The 14,906-nt window shown below is 68.0% G+C and carries 13 protein-coding genes; 8 read left to right on the forward strand and 5 right to left on the reverse strand.

Going from position 1 to position 14,906, the window contains the following annotated elements; all coding sequences use genetic code 11:
- Nucleotides 1–9 precede the first annotated feature (9 nt).
- A complete protein-coding gene (locus ABD231_RS38595; RefSeq protein WP_344164159.1) occupies nucleotides 10–846 on the reverse strand; it encodes an intradiol ring-cleavage dioxygenase in 837 nt (278 codons plus the stop codon).
- A gap of 114 nt (nucleotides 847–960) precedes the next feature.
- Between ABD231_RS38595 and ABD231_RS38600 the strand changes: the two genes are divergently transcribed.
- The 6 genes from ABD231_RS38600 (at nucleotide 961) to ABD231_RS38625 (ending at nucleotide 8,040) form a co-directional block, all read left to right on the forward strand.
- Nucleotides 961–1,848, forward strand: coding sequence for a RecB family exonuclease (locus ABD231_RS38600; protein ID WP_344164162.1), 888 nt, complete (start codon nucleotides 961–963; stop codon nucleotides 1,846–1,848).
- Between the two features lie 31 nt (nucleotides 1,849–1,879).
- Nucleotides 1,880–2,629, forward strand: coding sequence for an ABC transporter ATP-binding protein (locus ABD231_RS38605; protein WP_344164165.1), 750 nt, complete (start codon nucleotides 1,880–1,882; stop codon nucleotides 2,627–2,629).
- Nucleotides 2,629–5,148, forward strand: coding sequence for an ABC transporter permease (locus ABD231_RS38610; protein ID WP_344164168.1), 2,520 nt, complete (start codon nucleotides 2,629–2,631; stop codon nucleotides 5,146–5,148). Before ABD231_RS38605 ends, ABD231_RS38610 begins: the two co-directional genes overlap by 1 nt.
- Before the next feature lie 35 nt (nucleotides 5,149–5,183).
- Complete coding sequence (locus tag ABD231_RS38615; RefSeq protein ID WP_344164172.1) at nucleotides 5,184–5,942, forward strand: IclR family transcriptional regulator; 759 nt, start codon at nucleotides 5,184–5,186, stop codon at nucleotides 5,940–5,942.
- Nucleotides 5,943–6,029: 87 nt separating this feature from the next.
- Entirely contained in the window at nucleotides 6,030–7,538 is a 1,509-nt protein-coding gene (glpK, locus tag ABD231_RS38620; protein ID WP_344164175.1) for a glycerol kinase GlpK, read from the forward strand.
- 91 nt (nucleotides 7,539–7,629) lie between these two features.
- Nucleotides 7,630–8,040 carry a hypothetical protein gene (locus ABD231_RS38625; protein ID WP_344164178.1) on the forward strand — a complete coding sequence of 137 codons (411 nt, stop codon included), beginning with the start codon at nucleotides 7,630–7,632 and terminating at the stop codon, nucleotides 8,038–8,040.
- Between the two features lie 36 nt (nucleotides 8,041–8,076).
- Here the strand turns inward: ABD231_RS38625 and ABD231_RS38630 are convergent, their stop codons facing one another.
- The 4 genes from ABD231_RS38630 to ABD231_RS38645 are packed head-to-tail and all read right to left on the reverse strand — an operon-like array spanning nucleotide 8,077 to nucleotide 13,049.
- Nucleotides 8,077–8,886: a GNAT family N-acetyltransferase gene (locus ABD231_RS38630; protein WP_344164181.1), complete on the reverse strand. Its 810-nt coding sequence runs from the start codon at nucleotides 8,884–8,886 to the stop codon at nucleotides 8,077–8,079.
- A 48-nt stretch (nucleotides 8,887–8,934) separates the two neighbouring features.
- On the reverse strand, nucleotides 8,935–10,647 hold the full coding sequence (locus ABD231_RS38635; protein ID WP_344164184.1) for a glycerol-3-phosphate dehydrogenase/oxidase: 1,713 nt from the start codon (nucleotides 10,645–10,647) through the stop codon (nucleotides 8,935–8,937).
- Nucleotides 10,648–10,678: 31 nt separating this feature from the next.
- Nucleotides 10,679–12,196: a glycerol kinase GlpK gene (glpK, locus tag ABD231_RS38640; protein WP_344164187.1), complete on the reverse strand. Its 1,518-nt coding sequence runs from the start codon at nucleotides 12,194–12,196 to the stop codon at nucleotides 10,679–10,681.
- A 19-nt stretch (nucleotides 12,197–12,215) separates the two neighbouring features.
- Complete coding sequence (locus ABD231_RS38645; protein WP_344164190.1) at nucleotides 12,216–13,049, reverse strand: MIP/aquaporin family protein; 834 nt, start codon at nucleotides 13,047–13,049, stop codon at nucleotides 12,216–12,218.
- 243 nt (nucleotides 13,050–13,292) lie between these two features.
- Here ABD231_RS38645 and ABD231_RS38650 point away from each other — a divergent pair, with 243 nt between their 5' ends.
- Nucleotides 13,293–13,796 (forward strand): SigE family RNA polymerase sigma factor, encoded by a 504-nt coding sequence (locus ABD231_RS38650; protein WP_344164193.1) that lies wholly within the window; start codon nucleotides 13,293–13,295, stop codon nucleotides 13,794–13,796.
- Nucleotides 13,793–14,896, forward strand: a complete 1,104-nt coding sequence (locus tag ABD231_RS38655) for a hypothetical protein (protein WP_344164196.1) — start codon at nucleotides 13,793–13,795, stop codon at nucleotides 14,894–14,896. The genes ABD231_RS38650 and ABD231_RS38655 overlap by 4 nt, the downstream gene beginning before the upstream one ends.
- Nucleotides 14,897–14,906: the final 10 nt, after the last annotated feature.

Raw genomic sequence — 14,906 nt, forward strand, 5'->3', positions numbered from 1 at the left:
TCACCCGGCTCAAACGCCCACATCGAGTTTCGCCGTGTACCCGTTCACCGCGTCTCCGGAGACCGCCGCGAGCTGATGTACGCCGTCGTCGTCGCCGAACACGTTGTCGTCGGCAAGCGACGTACGGCGCATGTTCTCCGCACTCCCGTCGTAGCCGTCGGTGCCGTAGACGGCGTTGCAGACGTTCTCGGGGAACGCGAGTTGCGAGGTCGCGCTGATCTTCCCGGCGGCGGTCGCGTCGGACAGGCTGGCGTAGACCTCGAAGTGGATGTGCGGCCAGCGGCCTGTGTACGCGGCCGGGAAGATCGTCGTGAACTTCACCTTGCCGTCGGCGTCGGTGGCCTGGACGCCGCGCAGGTAGTTCTCGTTGGTCGCGCCCTCGGAGTAGAGCGAGTAGCGGCCTTGTGCGTCGCAGTGCCAGATATAGACCGCCGCACCGGACAGCGGGGTGTCCTTGTCCGCGTCCAGGATGGTCAGCTCGACAGTCAGCGGTACGCCGGTCGCTGTGCCGGAGGCGGAGCCGAACGACTTGGTGATGTCGCTGCGGACGATGCCGGACTCGGTGAGCACGTTCGGCCCGTTGGATCCGTCACCCGGATAGGGGCCGGCGGTCTCGGCCGGAATCTCGTCGACGCCGGCGGTCGAGGTGGATGGAGTGGTCGAGGTCGACCCTGTCGCCGATGGCGTGCTCGCCGTCGACGGTGTCGAGTCGGGCGAACAGCCCGCGAGGGCGACCAGACCGGCACCGGCGAACAGGCTCAGGACCTTCCGCCGGCGCAGGGTGCCGAGGTCGTATTCCAGGCCGAGATCGTGCTCACGTGGTGCCTCATTATTGGGAGCTAGCATGAGTCCAGCTTGGCAACGCTGACCGGAAGTTGGCCGAAAGTCTCCTGGGAATTCCCTGGGAGCCTTTGAGCCCTTCTGACCGAAAGTGTCGATGGCCTCGCCTAGGGTTTCGGTATGAGTGTTGCGGCCGAGGTACCAGTCAGCGGGCATCCGCGGGGAGCGCTGTCTCCGTCGCGGGCGGCCGATTTCATGAGCTGCCCGCTGAAGTACCGGTTCCGGGTCGTCGACCGGCTGCCCGAGAAACCCTCGTCCGCGGCCGTCCGGGGCACGGTCGTGCACGGGGTGCTGGAGCGGTTGTTCGATCTCCCCCGCGGTCAGCGGACGCTGGAGCAGGCCGCCGAGATGCTCGAGCCGCAGTGGCAGCAGGTGCTGGCCGACGAGCCCGAGGTGGCCAGCCTGTTCGCCGAGGACGCGAGCGGTGAGGAGCTGGCGAGCTGGCTGGCCGAGGCGCACAAACTCCTCGGCAAGTACTTCACCCTCGAGGACCCGAATGCCTTGGAGCCCGCCGAGCGCGAGCTCTACGTCGAGACCGAGCTCGAGTCCGGCCTGGTACTGCGGGGCTATGTCGACCGTCTCGATGTCGCGCCGACCGGTGAGATCCGGGTGGTCGACTACAAGACCGGCCGGTCGCCGTCGGAGTTCTTCGAGGCCAAGGCCTTGTTCCAGATGAAGTTCTACGCGCTGGTGCTGTGGCGGCTGCGCGGCGTCGTACCGGCGATGTTGCAGCTGGTCTACCTGGGCAACGGTGAGATCGTCCGCTACATCCCGGACGAGGCCGATCTGCGGGCCTGTGAGCGGAAGGTCGGCGCGCTGTGGACGGCGATCAGCCGCGCGCTGGAGTCCGGCGACTGGCGTCCGAGCCCGGGTCCCCTCTGCGACTGGTGCGACTACAAATCCCTCTGCCCCTCCTGGGGCGGCACCCCACCGCCCCTGCCACAACGAAGTGTCGAGGAGGTCGTGGTCGAGTCCGCCGGTGTCGACCTGGTCGGCGTCGACGGCTGAGAAGGAACCTCTGGTAGATAGCGTTCGTCGCATGAGCGTGGAACTGACACCTGCTGTCCGGGCGATCGGCGTGACCAAGCGGTACGGCGTGGGCCAGACGCAGGTCGATGCGTTGGTGGACCTCACCGCGGACTTCGGCAAGGGCCGGTTCACCGCGATCATGGGCCCTTCGGGGTCGGGCAAGTCGACGCTGCTGCATTGTCTGGCCGGTCTGGATCAGCCGACGGCCGGGCAGGTGTGGGTCGGTGATATCGAGCTGAGCCGGCTACCCGAAAAACAGCTGACGCATCTGCGCCGGGACCGGATCGGGTTCGTGTTCCAGGCGTTCAACCTGGTCCCGACGCTGACGGCGTACGAGAACATCACGCTGCCGCTCGACCTGGCCGGCCGCACGCCGGACCGGGACTGGCTGCGGACGGTGATCGACACGATCGGGCTGACCGACCGCCTCAAGCACAAGCCGTCGGAGCTGTCCGGCGGTCAGCAGCAGCGGGTCGCCTGTGCCCGTGCGCTGGCCTCGCGGCCCGAGGTGGTCTTCGCCGACGAGCCGACCGGCAACCTCGACTCACAGTCGTCGGCCGATGTGCTCGGCTTCCTGCACCGGTCGGTGCGTGAGTTCGGGCAGACCGTGGTCATGGTCACCCACGATCCGACCGCGGCGTCGTACGCGGATCGGGTGTTGTTCCTGGCCGACGGCCAGTTGCGTTCGGAGCTGCTCGACCCGACCGCCGAGACCGTCCTCGACACGATGAAGAGTCTCGACCCGGCCGTGGCCGGCTGATGCTGAAGATCGGTCTGCGCTCGGTTCTGGCGCACCGACTGCGGTTCGTGCTCTGCACGGTCGCGGTCGTGCTCGGGATCGCGTTCGTCGGTGGTGCGATGGTCTTCACCGACACTCTCTCGACAGCCCTGAAGAAGCAGTACGCCGGCAGTACGGCGGACATCACCATCACGCCCGTGGATCCGGTCGAGGCGCGCACCGGCCCACCGGCGACCCTCGCGGCCGCGGTCGTCGGCCAGGTCGCCGCGGTTCCCGGAGTGACCGACGCCGACGCGCAACTGCTGGTCAGCGACGTGCAGATCCGCAAACCTGACGGCACCCCGATCGACACGTACGGTCTCCCGACGTACGGCGCGGGCTGGCCGCACGCCGTACGGACCTCGCCGTTCCGGCTGATCGACGGCAAACAACCCTGGGGTACGGCGGAGCTCGGGCTGGACGAGTCGACCGCGTCGAAGGCCGGTTACGGCATCGGCGATCAGGTCCGCATCGTCACCGCGACCCGCCCCGTGACGGCCACCCTGACCGCGATCACCACACCTGCCCAAGCGGGCCCGGCCGCGGGTGCACCGCTGGTCACGTTCGACCCCGCGACCGCTCAGCTCGTCCTGCTCGGCAAGCCCGGCTGGACGTCGATCGCCGTCGCGCTGAAGCCCGGCGCCGATACCGAACAGGTCCGGACGGCGATCGCGAAGACCGTCGGTGACACGTTCAAGGTGCGGACCGCGGCGCAGGTCGAGGCCGATGGCGAGACCGCGCTCGACACGACGTTCGGCGGGTTCAGTTCGATCTTGCTGATGTTCGCCGGGCTCGCGCTGTTCGTCGGCGCGTTCCTGATCGTCAACACGTTCGCGATGCAGGTCGCGCAGCGGTCCCGCGAGCTCGCGATGCTGCGCGCGATCGGTGCGTCGCGCGGCCAGGTCACCGGCTCGGTCCTCGCGGAAGCGCTCGTGATCGGGCTGATCGGTTCGACCCTCGGTCTGCTGCTCGGCATCGGAGTTGCCGCCGGGATCACCTTCGCCTATGAGGGGCTCGGTGCCGCGATCCCGAGCGCCGGTCTGCAGATCAGCCCGGCGACGATCATCGCCTGCTACGTGCTCGGTGCCCTGCTCACCGTGGCCGCCGCCTACCCAGCCGCCCGCCGCGCCGGCCGCCTGCCACCGATGGCCGCGCTGCGCGACGGCGCGACGATCCCGGAGCGTTCGTTGCTGCTCCGGTTGCTGGGTGGCGCGTTCCTCCTGCTGATGGCGCTGGTGCTCTACCTGATCGGCGACTACGCCAGTGGAATGCCGGGCGCGGTCCTGATCGGGCTCGCGTCGGCGATGGCCCTGCTCGGCATCGTCATGACCAGTCCCCTGGTGAGCCGGTACGTCGTGCGCGGGCTGATGGCGCCGTTCGGCCGCAAGGCCCCGGTGACGCTCGGCCGTCGCAACGCCGAACGCAACCCACGCCGTACGTCGGCCACCGCGTCGGCGCTGATGATCTCGGTCGCGCTGATCAGCGGGCTGGTGGTGATCGGTTCGTCGGCCAAGGCGTCGATCGACGCGAATGTCGCGGCCGCGATCGGTACCTCCGACCTGGTGGTGAGTTCGTCCGATCCGGACACCTTCAGTCCGCAGGTCGCCGACCGGATCCGCGGGGTCGGTGGGATCGCGGGTGTCCATCAGGTCCGGCAGCAGGACGGCAAGGTCGGCGATCTGCCGGTCAAGGTGACCGGGGTCGGCGACGGGACCCTGGACGGCCCGATCACGGTCGCCCTCGATTCCGGTTCGTTCGACGGCCTCGCGAGCGGCCAAGCCGTCGTACCGCGGACGATGGCCAGGTCCCTCCACGTCTCCGTCGGCCAAACCATCAGCCTAGTCACCGCGTCCGGCAAACACAGTCTGACCGTGGCCGGCATCCTCGCCCCGAACCGTCAGCTCAACGCGGTCGTGATCTCACTGGCGACGTACGAAAAGCTCGGCGGCGCCCCGGCCGACTCACTGCTGTACGTCGATGTTGCCGACGGCACCAGTACCGCCCAGGCCAGTACGGCGATTCTGGAGGGCCTGAAGGACTATCCGTCGATCCAGGTCCGCGATCAGCAGGCGTACGCCGCTCAGGCGCGTGGTCCGGTGGATGCGGTGACGACGGTGATCGGGATGCTGCTGGCGCTGGCGATCCTGATCGCGATCCTCGGCATCGTGAACACGCTCGCTCTCGGCGTCGTCGAACGGACGCGGGAGATCGGTCTGCTCCGGGCGATCGGGATGGACCGACCGCAGCTGCGCCGGATGCTGCGGGTCGAGTCGATCGCGGTCACGCTGCTCGGCGCGCTGCTCGGTCTCGCGGTCGGTGTGCTGACCGCGGCCGCGATCCAGGGCGTGCTCGTCGACGACGGCCTCAGCGAACTCGACATCCCGGTGCTTCAGCTGGTCGGCGCAGTTCTCGTGTCCGGGGTGATCGGCGTACTCGCTGCGGTCTGGCCGTCACGCCGTGCAGCGCGGCTCAACGTCCTGCAAGCCATCGCGACCGAGTAGCAGCCAGACGCTGCTTTGACCGGTAGCCTGCGGGGGTGCCGGGCAGCGTGCAGTCGATCGAGCGGGCCGCGGCCGTGCTCCGGCTGCTGGCGGCCGCACCCGACGGGCTCGGGGTCGGCGATGTCGGCAATGCGCTCGGTCTGGCCAAGACGACCGTGCACGGCATCCTCCGGACGCTGCATCAGGTCGGCTTCGTCGAACAGGACCGCAGCGGCGCGCACTACCACCTGAGCGACGCCTTCGGCCGGCTCGGCGAGAGCTACCTGGACCCGAACGAGTTGCGCAGCCGCGCGATCAACTGGGCCGATTCACTGGCTGCCCGCAGCGGCGAGGTGGTTCGCGTCGGCCGGCTCGTCGAGAGCAAGGTCGTCGTCGTCCACCACGTCTTCCGGCCTGACGACAGCGACCAGGACCTCGACGTCGGTACGACGTTGCCGCCGCACGCGACCGCGTTGGGCAAGGCCGTGCTCGCCTACGACGCGAGTGGCGCCGGCCGGCCGAAGCGCCTTGAAGCGTTCACCACCCGAACCGTGACCGACCCGGCGCGGCTGGCCGAGGAACTGGCGACGGTCCGCGGCCGCGGCTGGGCGGGCGAGTTCGAGGAGCACACGATCGAGTCCGCGGGGATCGCCGCGCCGATTCGCGGACTCGGCGGGCTGGTCGTCGGCGCGGTCGGCCTGACCGGCCGGATCGAACGCATCTGCGACAGCCGCCTGCGCCACCGCACCGACCTCGTCACCATGGTCCGCGCCACCGCAGAAGCCATCGCGCGAGACCTCCGAGGCGACGCCTGATGCACCCCAACCTCACGCGCCGCTCCCGGCTCCCCCACCTCCCCTCGAACCGCGGTTGGACGAACCGCCTCGCGAGAGGGTCGGAGCATGGCTGAGCAGTACGTCGCCGCTGTCGACCAGGGCACGAACTCGACCCGCTGCATCCTCTTCGACCGGCGCGGGCGACTCGTGTCGGTGGCGCAGCGCGAACACCGGCAGGTCTTCCCCAAACCGGGTTGGGTGGAGCACGATGCCGCCGAAATCTGGCGGAACGTGACCCGCGTCGTACCGGCTGCTCTTCGGCAGATCGGCGCGATGCCGAGCCAGATCGTTGCCATCGGCATCACCAATCAGCGCGAGACCAGCCTGCTCTGGGATCGGGCGACCGGTCGCCCGATCGGTAATGCCGTGGTCTGGCAGGACACCCGGACCGACCGGCTGGTGACCGAACTCGCGGGTGACGAGGGCCCGGACCGGTTCGCGGATCTGTGCGGTCTGCCGTTGAACACCTACTTCTCCGCGCCGCGTTTGAAATGGATGCTCGACCACACTCCTGGACTGCGGGCTCGCGCCGAGCGTGGCGAGGTGCTGTTCGGCACCATGGAGACCTGGCTGATCTGGAACTTCACCGGCGGCGCGAACGGCGGGCTGCACGTCACCGACGTGACGAACGCGAGCCGGACCATGCTGATGAACATCGCCAGCCTCGAATGGGACGACGAGCTGCTCGCGGCCTTCGACGTACCGCGGGCCGTGCTGCCGGAGATCCGGCCGTCGTCCGGAGTGTTCGCGACCGCGACCGAGGTGCTGCCCGGTGTCCGGATCGGCGCCGCGCTCGGTGATCAGCAGGCTGCGCTGTTCGGGCAGACGTGTTTCAGTGCGGGTGAGGCGAAGTGCACCTACGGCACCGGCTCGTTCCTGTTGCTGCACACCGGCCAGGAGATCGTCCGGTCCAAGCACGGCATGCTGACGACGGTCGCCTACCAGATCGGCGACGAGCCCGCGTCGTACGCGCTCGAAGGCTCGATGGCGGTCACGGGTTCACTCGTGCAGTGGTTCCGGGACGGCCTCGGCCTGATCCACACCGCGGCCGAGATCGAGACGCTGGCCCGGACCGTCGACGACAACGGCGGCGCCTACATCGTCCCGGCCTTCTCCGGTCTGTTCGCCCCGCACTGGCGCAGCGAGGCCCGCGGCGTCATCGCCGGCCTGACCGGCTACATCACCAAGGGCCACCTGGCCCGCGCGGTCCTCGAAGCCACCGGTTTCCAGACCCTCGAGGTCGTCGACGCGATGAACGCCGACTCCGGGATCGCGCTCACCGCGCTCAAGGTCGACGGCGGCATGACCGCGAACAATCTGCTCATGCAGTTCCTCGCCGATCTGCTCGACGTACGGGTCGTCCGGCCGATGGTGACCGAGACCGTGTCGCTCGGCGCCGCGTACGCCGCCGGTCTGGCCGTCGGCTACTGGCCCGACCTCGAAGGCCTGCGCTCCAACTGGCATCGCGCCGGCCAATGGCTGCCGAACATGGACCCCACCCGGCGCGCCACCGAGTACGCGAACTGGCAGGCGGCGGTACAGCGCACGTTCAATTGGATTCGCCCCGGCCAGTGATTTCGCAAGCCTTTCCAGGGTGATCGAAGAGCGGTAATCGTGATGTGACATTCAAACGCTTGATACAGAGCTGCGCCTAAGGTCCCGGGGAATGCACATCAACTCGGGAGGAAATGAAATGTCTTCGGTAACCAGAGTTCTGGCGGTCGCTGCACTCGCGGTGTCGTCGATGGGTGTGGCGCCAGTGCTGGCGCAGGCTTCGGCGGACGGGACACAGGCGTTGAAGATCACCCGGATCAAGTGTCACCAGCAGGAGGACAACACCGGTGCGGACGACATTTATCTGACCGTCGACGGCACCGTTATCATGAATTCGGTTCAGTTCACCAACGGCGACGACAAGGACATTGCCGATATTCCGATCGAGCCGGGCAAGGTGCTCACGGTGATGGAAGGCGATTTCCCGGACGACGACGACAACCTCGGCGCCAAGCGCATCAACGGCGCCGGCACGTATGAATTCACCGACGACGGCGCGCACTACACCGTGACGGTCGGCTGACCTGACGTGGGCGGGGAGGCGACTCCCCGCCCGCGCTCACGCGTGCCAGGTGTAGATCGGGCGCTCGTAGGCCAGCTGCAGTCCCTGGCGTTCCATGTTCGCCAGGGAGGAGTTGTGCTCGTCCGAGCCCGGCTTCTCCGTTTCGGAGGAGGCCCAGCGGCAGCCGGCGGCGTACGCGTCCTCCAGCCGTCGCGCTTGGAGCGCGGACTGCGCACCACGACCCCGGTACGACGGCAATGTCGCGTCGCTGACCAGTTCCGCGACGTCACCGACGACGCACAGTGCCGCACCGGCGACCATCGTGTCGCCGTCCCAGGCGCCGTACGCGGTCACCTCGGGCATCTGGGTGAACGAGTGGAACAGCGCCGATTGTGAGCCGTCCTCGTCGGGCATCTCGAAGCCCTCGATCTGGATCGCGGTCCACGTGGCCGCGTCATCCGGACCGATCGGGCCGATCCGCAGATCGGTCTCGACCGGCTTGACCGGACTCGCTTCCCGGACGGTCTTCATCAACGTCCCACCCGCCGTCAGCCCATGCTCGGCGCAGATCTGCGCCCAGTCCTCCGGCAGCACCTCGGGTGCGAGGTGAAAGTTCATCACGTCGCCGCCGGCGGCTCGGGCGAAGTCGATGACCTCGCCGATCAGCGCGCTGTCGATCGGCCGGTCGAACCCCAGCCCGTGCGCCTGCGACCAGTACTGCGTCGGGTCGTTGCTCAGCGCCAGCACCACACCCCGATCGAAGCGCTGGACCTTGAGGCCCAGCAGCTCGACGACGTCCGGCGGACACTGCGACAGCGCCCAGTACATCTCCGCTTCGCCCAGCTCCAACCGCTCAGTCAGACCCATACGGGATACTGTAGCCGGGAGCAACAACAGTGCCCCCCGGCAGCAGTGTTACGCCGGTGACACGATGTCCGGCGCCTCCAGACGGACCTTGTCGGCGGACTCGTCGTCGGGCTGGTCCTGCGAGGCGCGCTCGGACTCGACGCGTCGCACGTAGAACGACACCTCGCGCTCGATCGCCTTCTCGTCCCAGCCGAGAATCGGAGCCATCAGCCGGGCTGCGGCTTCGGCGGCGCCGACTCCGCGGTCCCAGGCTTCGATCGAGATCCGGGTCCGCCGGGCCAGTACGTCGTCCAGGTGCCGCGCGCCTTCGGCCTTTGCGCCGTACACGATCTCGGCCTGCAGGTAGTCCTGCGTGCCGGGCAACTGCTCGCCCAGCGACGGGTCCTCCTCGACGAGCGCGAGCACCTCGTCGACCAGAGCGCCGTACCGGTTGAGCAGATGCTCGATGCGGGCGACGTGCAGACCGGACCGCTGCGCGATCAGGTGCCGCTGGTTCCACAGCGCCTGGTAACCGTCGGCGCCGACCAGCGGAGTCGTCTTGGTGACCGACTTCGGCACCCGGCCATCGAGAGCGGCGGCGGCTGCGTCGATCGCGTCCTTGGCCATCACCCGGTACGTCGTGTACTTGCCACCGGCAACGACCACGAGCCCCGGGGCAGCGTGCGCGACCACGTGTTCGCGCGACAACTTCGACGTACTCTCCGACTCACCGGCCAGCAGCGGCCGCAGACCGGCGTACACACCCTCGACGTCCTCGCGGGTCAGCGGCGTGGTCAGGACGGAGTTGACATGGTCGAGCAGGTACTCGATGTCCTTGCTGGTCGCGGCCGGATGCGCCTTGTCCAGGTTCCAGTCGGTGTCGGTGGTGCCGATCAGCCAGTGCCGACCCCACGGGATGATGAACAGCACCGACTTCTCGGTGCGCAGGATCATGCCGGTGCTGGACTGGATGCGGTCCTTCGGCACGACCAGGTGGATGCCCTTCGAGGCGCGCACGTGGTACTGACCGCGCTCCCCCACCATGGCTTGGGTGTCGTCGGTCCAGACACCGGTCGCGTTCACGACCTGCTTGGCGCGAACCTCGAACTCACGGCCGCTCTCCAGGTCCTTCGCCTGCACACCGGTGACTCGCTCGCCCTGACGCAGGAACCCGGTCACCTTGACCCGGTTCGCGACATGAGCGCCGTACGACGCCGCTGTCCGCGCGAGCTCCATCGTGTGGCGCGCGTCGTCGACCTGCGCGTCGTAGTACATGAGTGCACCGACCAGCGCCGACTTCTTCAGCGAAGGGACCAGTCGCATCGCGCCGCGACGAGTCAGGTGCTTGTGGATCGGCAGGCCGGCGCCGAGACCGGAGCTGACCGCCATCCCGTCGTACAGGGCGACGCCGGCGCCGGCGTAGAACCGCTCCCACCAGCGGTGCTGGAGGGGGTAGAGGAACGGCACCGGCTTGACCAGGTGCGGTGCCAGGCGTTGCAGGAGCAGGCCGCGCTCCTGCAACGCCTCGTGCACCAGTCGGAAGTCGAGCATCTCCAGGTAGCGCAGACCGCCGTGGATCAGCTTGCTGGACCGGCTGGAGGTACCACTCGCGAAGTCGCGCGCCTCCAGCAGTCCGGTGGTCAGGCCCCGGGTCGCGGCATCGAGCGCCGCGCCGGTGCCGACCACCCCGCCACCGATCACCAGGACGTCCAGCTCTCGTCCGTCGGCCAGCGCGTCGATCGCGTCGGCCCTTGCTTGCGGTGACAGAGCCACTACCGCCACTGTGCTGCTCCCTCTTCCTTGTACTAGTTACTTAGTCGACGTCGACCCAGTCGAGGGTGCGCGAGACGGCCTTCTGCCAGCCCGCGTAGCCCTTGCTGCGCTGCTCGTCGTTCCACTGCGGTTCCCACCGCTTGTCCTCGTTCCAGTTCTGGACGAGCTCTTCCTTGTTCTTCCAGAACCCGACCGCCAGGCCGGCCGCGTACGCCGCACCCAGGGCCGTGGTCTCGGCGACGACCGGCTTGCTCACCGGTACGCCGAGGATGTCGGCCTGCATCTGCATGCACAGCTCGTTGGCCGTGACACCGCCGTCGACCTTCAGCACGTCCAGCTGCACGCCGGAGTCCTTGGCCATCGCGTCTGTCACGTCCTTGCTCTGGTAGCAGATCGCTTCCAGTGTTGCGCGCGCCAGGTGAGCGTTGGTGTTGAACCGCGACAACCCGACGATCGCGCCGCGGGCGTCCGAGCGCCAGTACGGCGCGAACAGACCGGAGAACGCGGGGACGAAGTACACGCCGCCGTTGTCCTCGACCTGCCGGGCCAGCGTCTCGGTCTCACTCGCACCGGAGATGATGCCGAGCTGGTCGCGCAGCCACTGCACCGCCGACCCGGTCACCGCGATGGAACCTTCCAGCGCGTAGACCGGCGCCTCGTCGCCGAACTTGTAGCACATCGTGCTCAACAGACCGGACTTCGACCGGACCAGCTCGGTACCGGTGTTCAGCAGCATGAAGTTACCGGTGCCGTAGGTGTTCTTGGCCTCGCCCGGGTTGAAGCAGACCTGGCCGACGGTCGCGGCCTGCTGGTCGCCGAGGTCACCCGTCAACGGAACCACGCCACCGAGCGGGCCGTTCGCGAGCGTCTCGCCGTACTTGTTCGGGTCCGACGACGGCCGGATCTCCGGCAGCATCTGCCGCGGGATGTTGAAGAAGCTGATCAGCTCGTCGTCCCAGTCCAGGGTCTCGAGGTTCATCAGCATGGTCCGGCTGGCATTCGTCACATCGGTGATGTGTACGCCGCCGTTGACGCCACCGGTCAGGTTCCACAGCAACCAGGTGTCGGTGTTGCCGAAGATCGCGTCCCCGGCCTCGGCCGCGGCGCGCACACCGTCGACGTTCTCCAGGATCCACTGCACCTTGCCGGCCGAGAAGTACGTCGCCGGCGGCAGCCCCGCCTTCTGCCGGATCACGTCGCCCTTGCCCTCGCGCTCGAGGGCCGAGGCGATCCGGTCGGTGCGGGTGTCCTGCCAGACGATCGCGTTGTAGTACGGGCGGCCGGTCTTGCGGTTCCAGACCACGGCCGTCTCGCGCTGGTTGGTGATCCCGAGCGCCGCCAGGTCACTGGCGTGCAGGCCGTTGGCGTTCAGCGCGGTCTGGATGACCGAGCTGGTCCGCTCCCAGATCTCGGTCGGGTTGTGCTCGACCCAGCCGGCCTGCGGCAGGATCTGCTCGTGCTCCAGCTGGTGCTTGCCCACCTCGTTCCCGGAGTGGTCGAAGATCATGAAGCGGGTGCTCGTGGTGCCCTGATCGACGGCACCGACGAAGTCGGCCATTAGAACTCCTCACGATTCGTCATGCTGCGTTTTCCTCAGGGATGCGGCCGGGCTCTTCGTCCTCGTCCGCGATCGGCAGGTTGCGCCCGACCAGCAGGTCGTAGAGGAACGCGCCGACCAGGGCGCCGATGATCGGTGCCACGATCGGCACCCAGAAATAGACGTCCCCGAACTGATCCTTGAACGCTCCCCCGTACCCGGTGAAGAACGACGCCAGCCGCGGACCGAAGTCACGCGCCGGGTTGATCGCGTACCCGGCGTTCGTGCCCCACGCCATCCCGATGCCGACCACCAGCAGGCCGACGACGAACGGCGCCAGGTTGGCCGCCGGGGCGGTGTTGCGCAGGTCGGTGATCGCCAGGATCACGAACATCAGGATCGCCGTACCGATGATCTGGTCCCGGAACCCGTCCCACAGGTGCACGTTCAGATCGAGGCTGCCGTTACCCGGCAGGGTCGAGAACACGCCCTGGGTCTTGATCGTCAGCCCGGGGTCGACCTTGTTGAGTGCCTCGGTGTAGTTCCACCGAACTACCAGCGCCGCCAGGAACGCTCCGAGGAACTGCGCCACCGAGTACGGCAGCACCTTCTTCCAGCTGAACCCGCGGAACGCCGCCAGGGCGATCGTCACCGCCGGGTTCAGATGCGCGCCGGTCATCCGGCCCGCCACGTAGATGCCCAGTGTCACACCGAGTCCCCACGCCCATGCGATCGAGTCGTGGTCACCGATCCCGCCGGCCACCACCTGCGCCACCACACCGCAGCCGAACAGGATCAGGATGAACGTGCCCGCGAGCTCGGCAGAACACTCCCCCAGAAGGGTTTTCGCTTTGACCGCTTCGGTCGTAGCCATACCGGCTGGCCTCCCTTCCTTTTCAAGACCACCGTGACGACCACGGCTGGCTGGAATCTAGGAGCATGAGGCGGCCACCACAACGCCCGCCGTTCGACATTGTCGAACGGGACCAGTCAACAACTGGTCTGCGACACACGGTGACTCCGTGGCGACGTACAGCGATGTTTTCCGGGTGATCCAACCCTTTGACATCGTGATCCCGTCAGGGCGATCGACAACACAGCCCACGGAAGGAACCCGATGAGCGAGGAGTTCGCCGAGTTCGCGCGCGGGCGGCACGGAGCCCTCTACCGGTACGCGTACCTGCTCGCCGGTGACCGCGGCCTGGCCGACGACCTGGTCCAGGAAGCCCTGATCAAGACGTACGTCGCCTGGCGCCGAATGCGGGACCGGAACGCCGCCGAGGCCTATACGCGCAAGGTCATCACCAACACCGCGATCGACTGGTGGCGGCGCAAGTCGTACCACGAGCGTCCGCACGGCGACCTGCCGGACACGGTTGCTCCCGCGGAGGACAGCGGCACCCGGCTGTGGCTCTGGCACGAACTTCTCCAGCTCCCACCGCGTCAGCGAGCCGCCCTCGTCCTGCGCTACTACGAGGACCTCACCGAGGCACAGACCGCCGAGGTCCTCGACTGCGCTGTCGGCACCGTGAAGAGTCAGGTGTCGATCGCGCTGTCCAAACTCCGTGCCCGCCTGGGCGACGACGTACTCCCCCTGGACACGGCAGGAGCCGGCCGATGACAGATCTCCTCAAGGAAACCCTGACCAGCCGCGCCACCGAGACCGAACCGCCGCCACTCGACCTCGACACCATCATGGCCACCGGTACCCGCCGCCTGCGCCGGCGCCGGGCCGGCTCCATCCTCGGTACGGCGCTCGCCGTGGTCGGTGTCGTCGCGACCGGGCTGACAGTCGTCCGCACGAACAGTCCCGCGCCGGCCGACTCCCCGGCGTACTTCAGTGAACGGCAGGCCACGTATGCCGTCGGCGGCACCATCCACAGTGGCGACGCCACGATCGATACCGGCGCCCAGAAGATCAGCAGGCTCGTCCTGTCCGATGCCGGCATCCTGTTCACCGCCGTCGGCTCCCAGACTCTTCGGGTGACCGACGGAAAGAAGGTCCGCGAACTGGCCGAGCTGGCACCCGAATCACGCTTGGTCGCCTCAGGTGAGCTGGCCGGCTGGGAGCAGCGCACGCCGGACGGCTACCGCACGGTCGTCAAGAATCTCCAGACCGGCGCCACCATCTTCGAGCTCGACCACGTCGGCACCCTCAGCGCGCCGACCGCCGATCGCCCGGCGCTGGGACACCTCGTCGCAGTCGACGGCGACTACGTCTACCTGGAGTACCAGCAAGACATGTACGAGGTCGACCTCCGCACGGGGAATGGGCGCGTCATGTCGACGCCGAGCGATCAGCAGTCGATCGTCACGTTCGGCTCTGGCCATCTCGTCTTCGTGGCCGCCGGTCTCGGCCACGAGTCCGCGTACATCGGATTCTCCGACCGCACCGGCACCGGCGGGTCGGTGCAGAACTTCTCCGGGGCCGTCGAGGAGATCGTGGCCGCAGTCTCGCCGAAGGGTCATTACGTAGCACTCAAGGCCGGCGCCACGCCCCTGCGGATCTACAACAGCAACGGCGGCCGCCGGAACCTGGCCGGCACTCCACCGCAGCGCTTCGGCCATTGGCTGTCCGCCGACACCTTCCTCGCCGCGACAGCCGGCCCACCCGCCGACCTGGTCACCTGCACGGTCCAAACCGCCGAAGACGTCACCTGCCGGATCAGCCGGCGCTCGGCCACCCCGGACGCAAGCGAACTCGTCTTTCCGTCCAACTGATCACTCGGCC

This window comes from Kribbella yunnanensis, assembly GCF_039529655.1.
In the GTDB taxonomy this organism is placed as follows: domain Bacteria; phylum Actinomycetota; class Actinomycetes; order Propionibacteriales; family Kribbellaceae; genus Kribbella; species Kribbella yunnanensis.

Bases quoted from the DNA above. Each gene is read 5' to 3' on its own strand.
- ABD231_RS38595 (WP_344164159.1), bottom strand. From the start codon at position 846: ATGCTAGCTCCCAATAATGAGGCACCACGTGAGCACGATCTCGGCCTG.
- ABD231_RS38600 (WP_344164162.1), top strand. From the start codon at position 961: ATGAGTGTTGCGGCCGAGGTACCAGTCAGCGGGCATCCGCGGGGAGCG.
- ABD231_RS38605 (WP_344164165.1), top strand. From the start codon at position 1,880: ATGAGCGTGGAACTGACACCTGCTGTCCGGGCGATCGGCGTGACCAAG.
- ABD231_RS38610 (WP_344164168.1), top strand. From the start codon at position 2,629: ATGCTGAAGATCGGTCTGCGCTCGGTTCTGGCGCACCGACTGCGGTTC.
- glpK (WP_344164175.1), top strand. From the start codon at position 6,030: ATGGCTGAGCAGTACGTCGCCGCTGTCGACCAGGGCACGAACTCGACC.
- ABD231_RS38625 (WP_344164178.1), top strand. From the start codon at position 7,630: ATGCACATCAACTCGGGAGGAAATGAAATGTCTTCGGTAACCAGAGTT.
- ABD231_RS38630 (WP_344164181.1), bottom strand. From the start codon at position 8,886: ATGGGTCTGACTGAGCGGTTGGAGCTGGGCGAAGCGGAGATGTACTGG.
- glpK (WP_344164187.1), bottom strand. From the start codon at position 12,196: ATGGCCGACTTCGTCGGTGCCGTCGATCAGGGCACCACGAGCACCCGC.
- ABD231_RS38645 (WP_344164190.1), bottom strand. From the start codon at position 13,049: ATGGCTACGACCGAAGCGGTCAAAGCGAAAACCCTTCTGGGGGAGTGT.
- ABD231_RS38650 (WP_344164193.1), top strand. From the start codon at position 13,293: ATGAGCGAGGAGTTCGCCGAGTTCGCGCGCGGGCGGCACGGAGCCCTC.
- ABD231_RS38655 (WP_344164196.1), top strand. From the start codon at position 13,793: ATGACAGATCTCCTCAAGGAAACCCTGACCAGCCGCGCCACCGAGACC.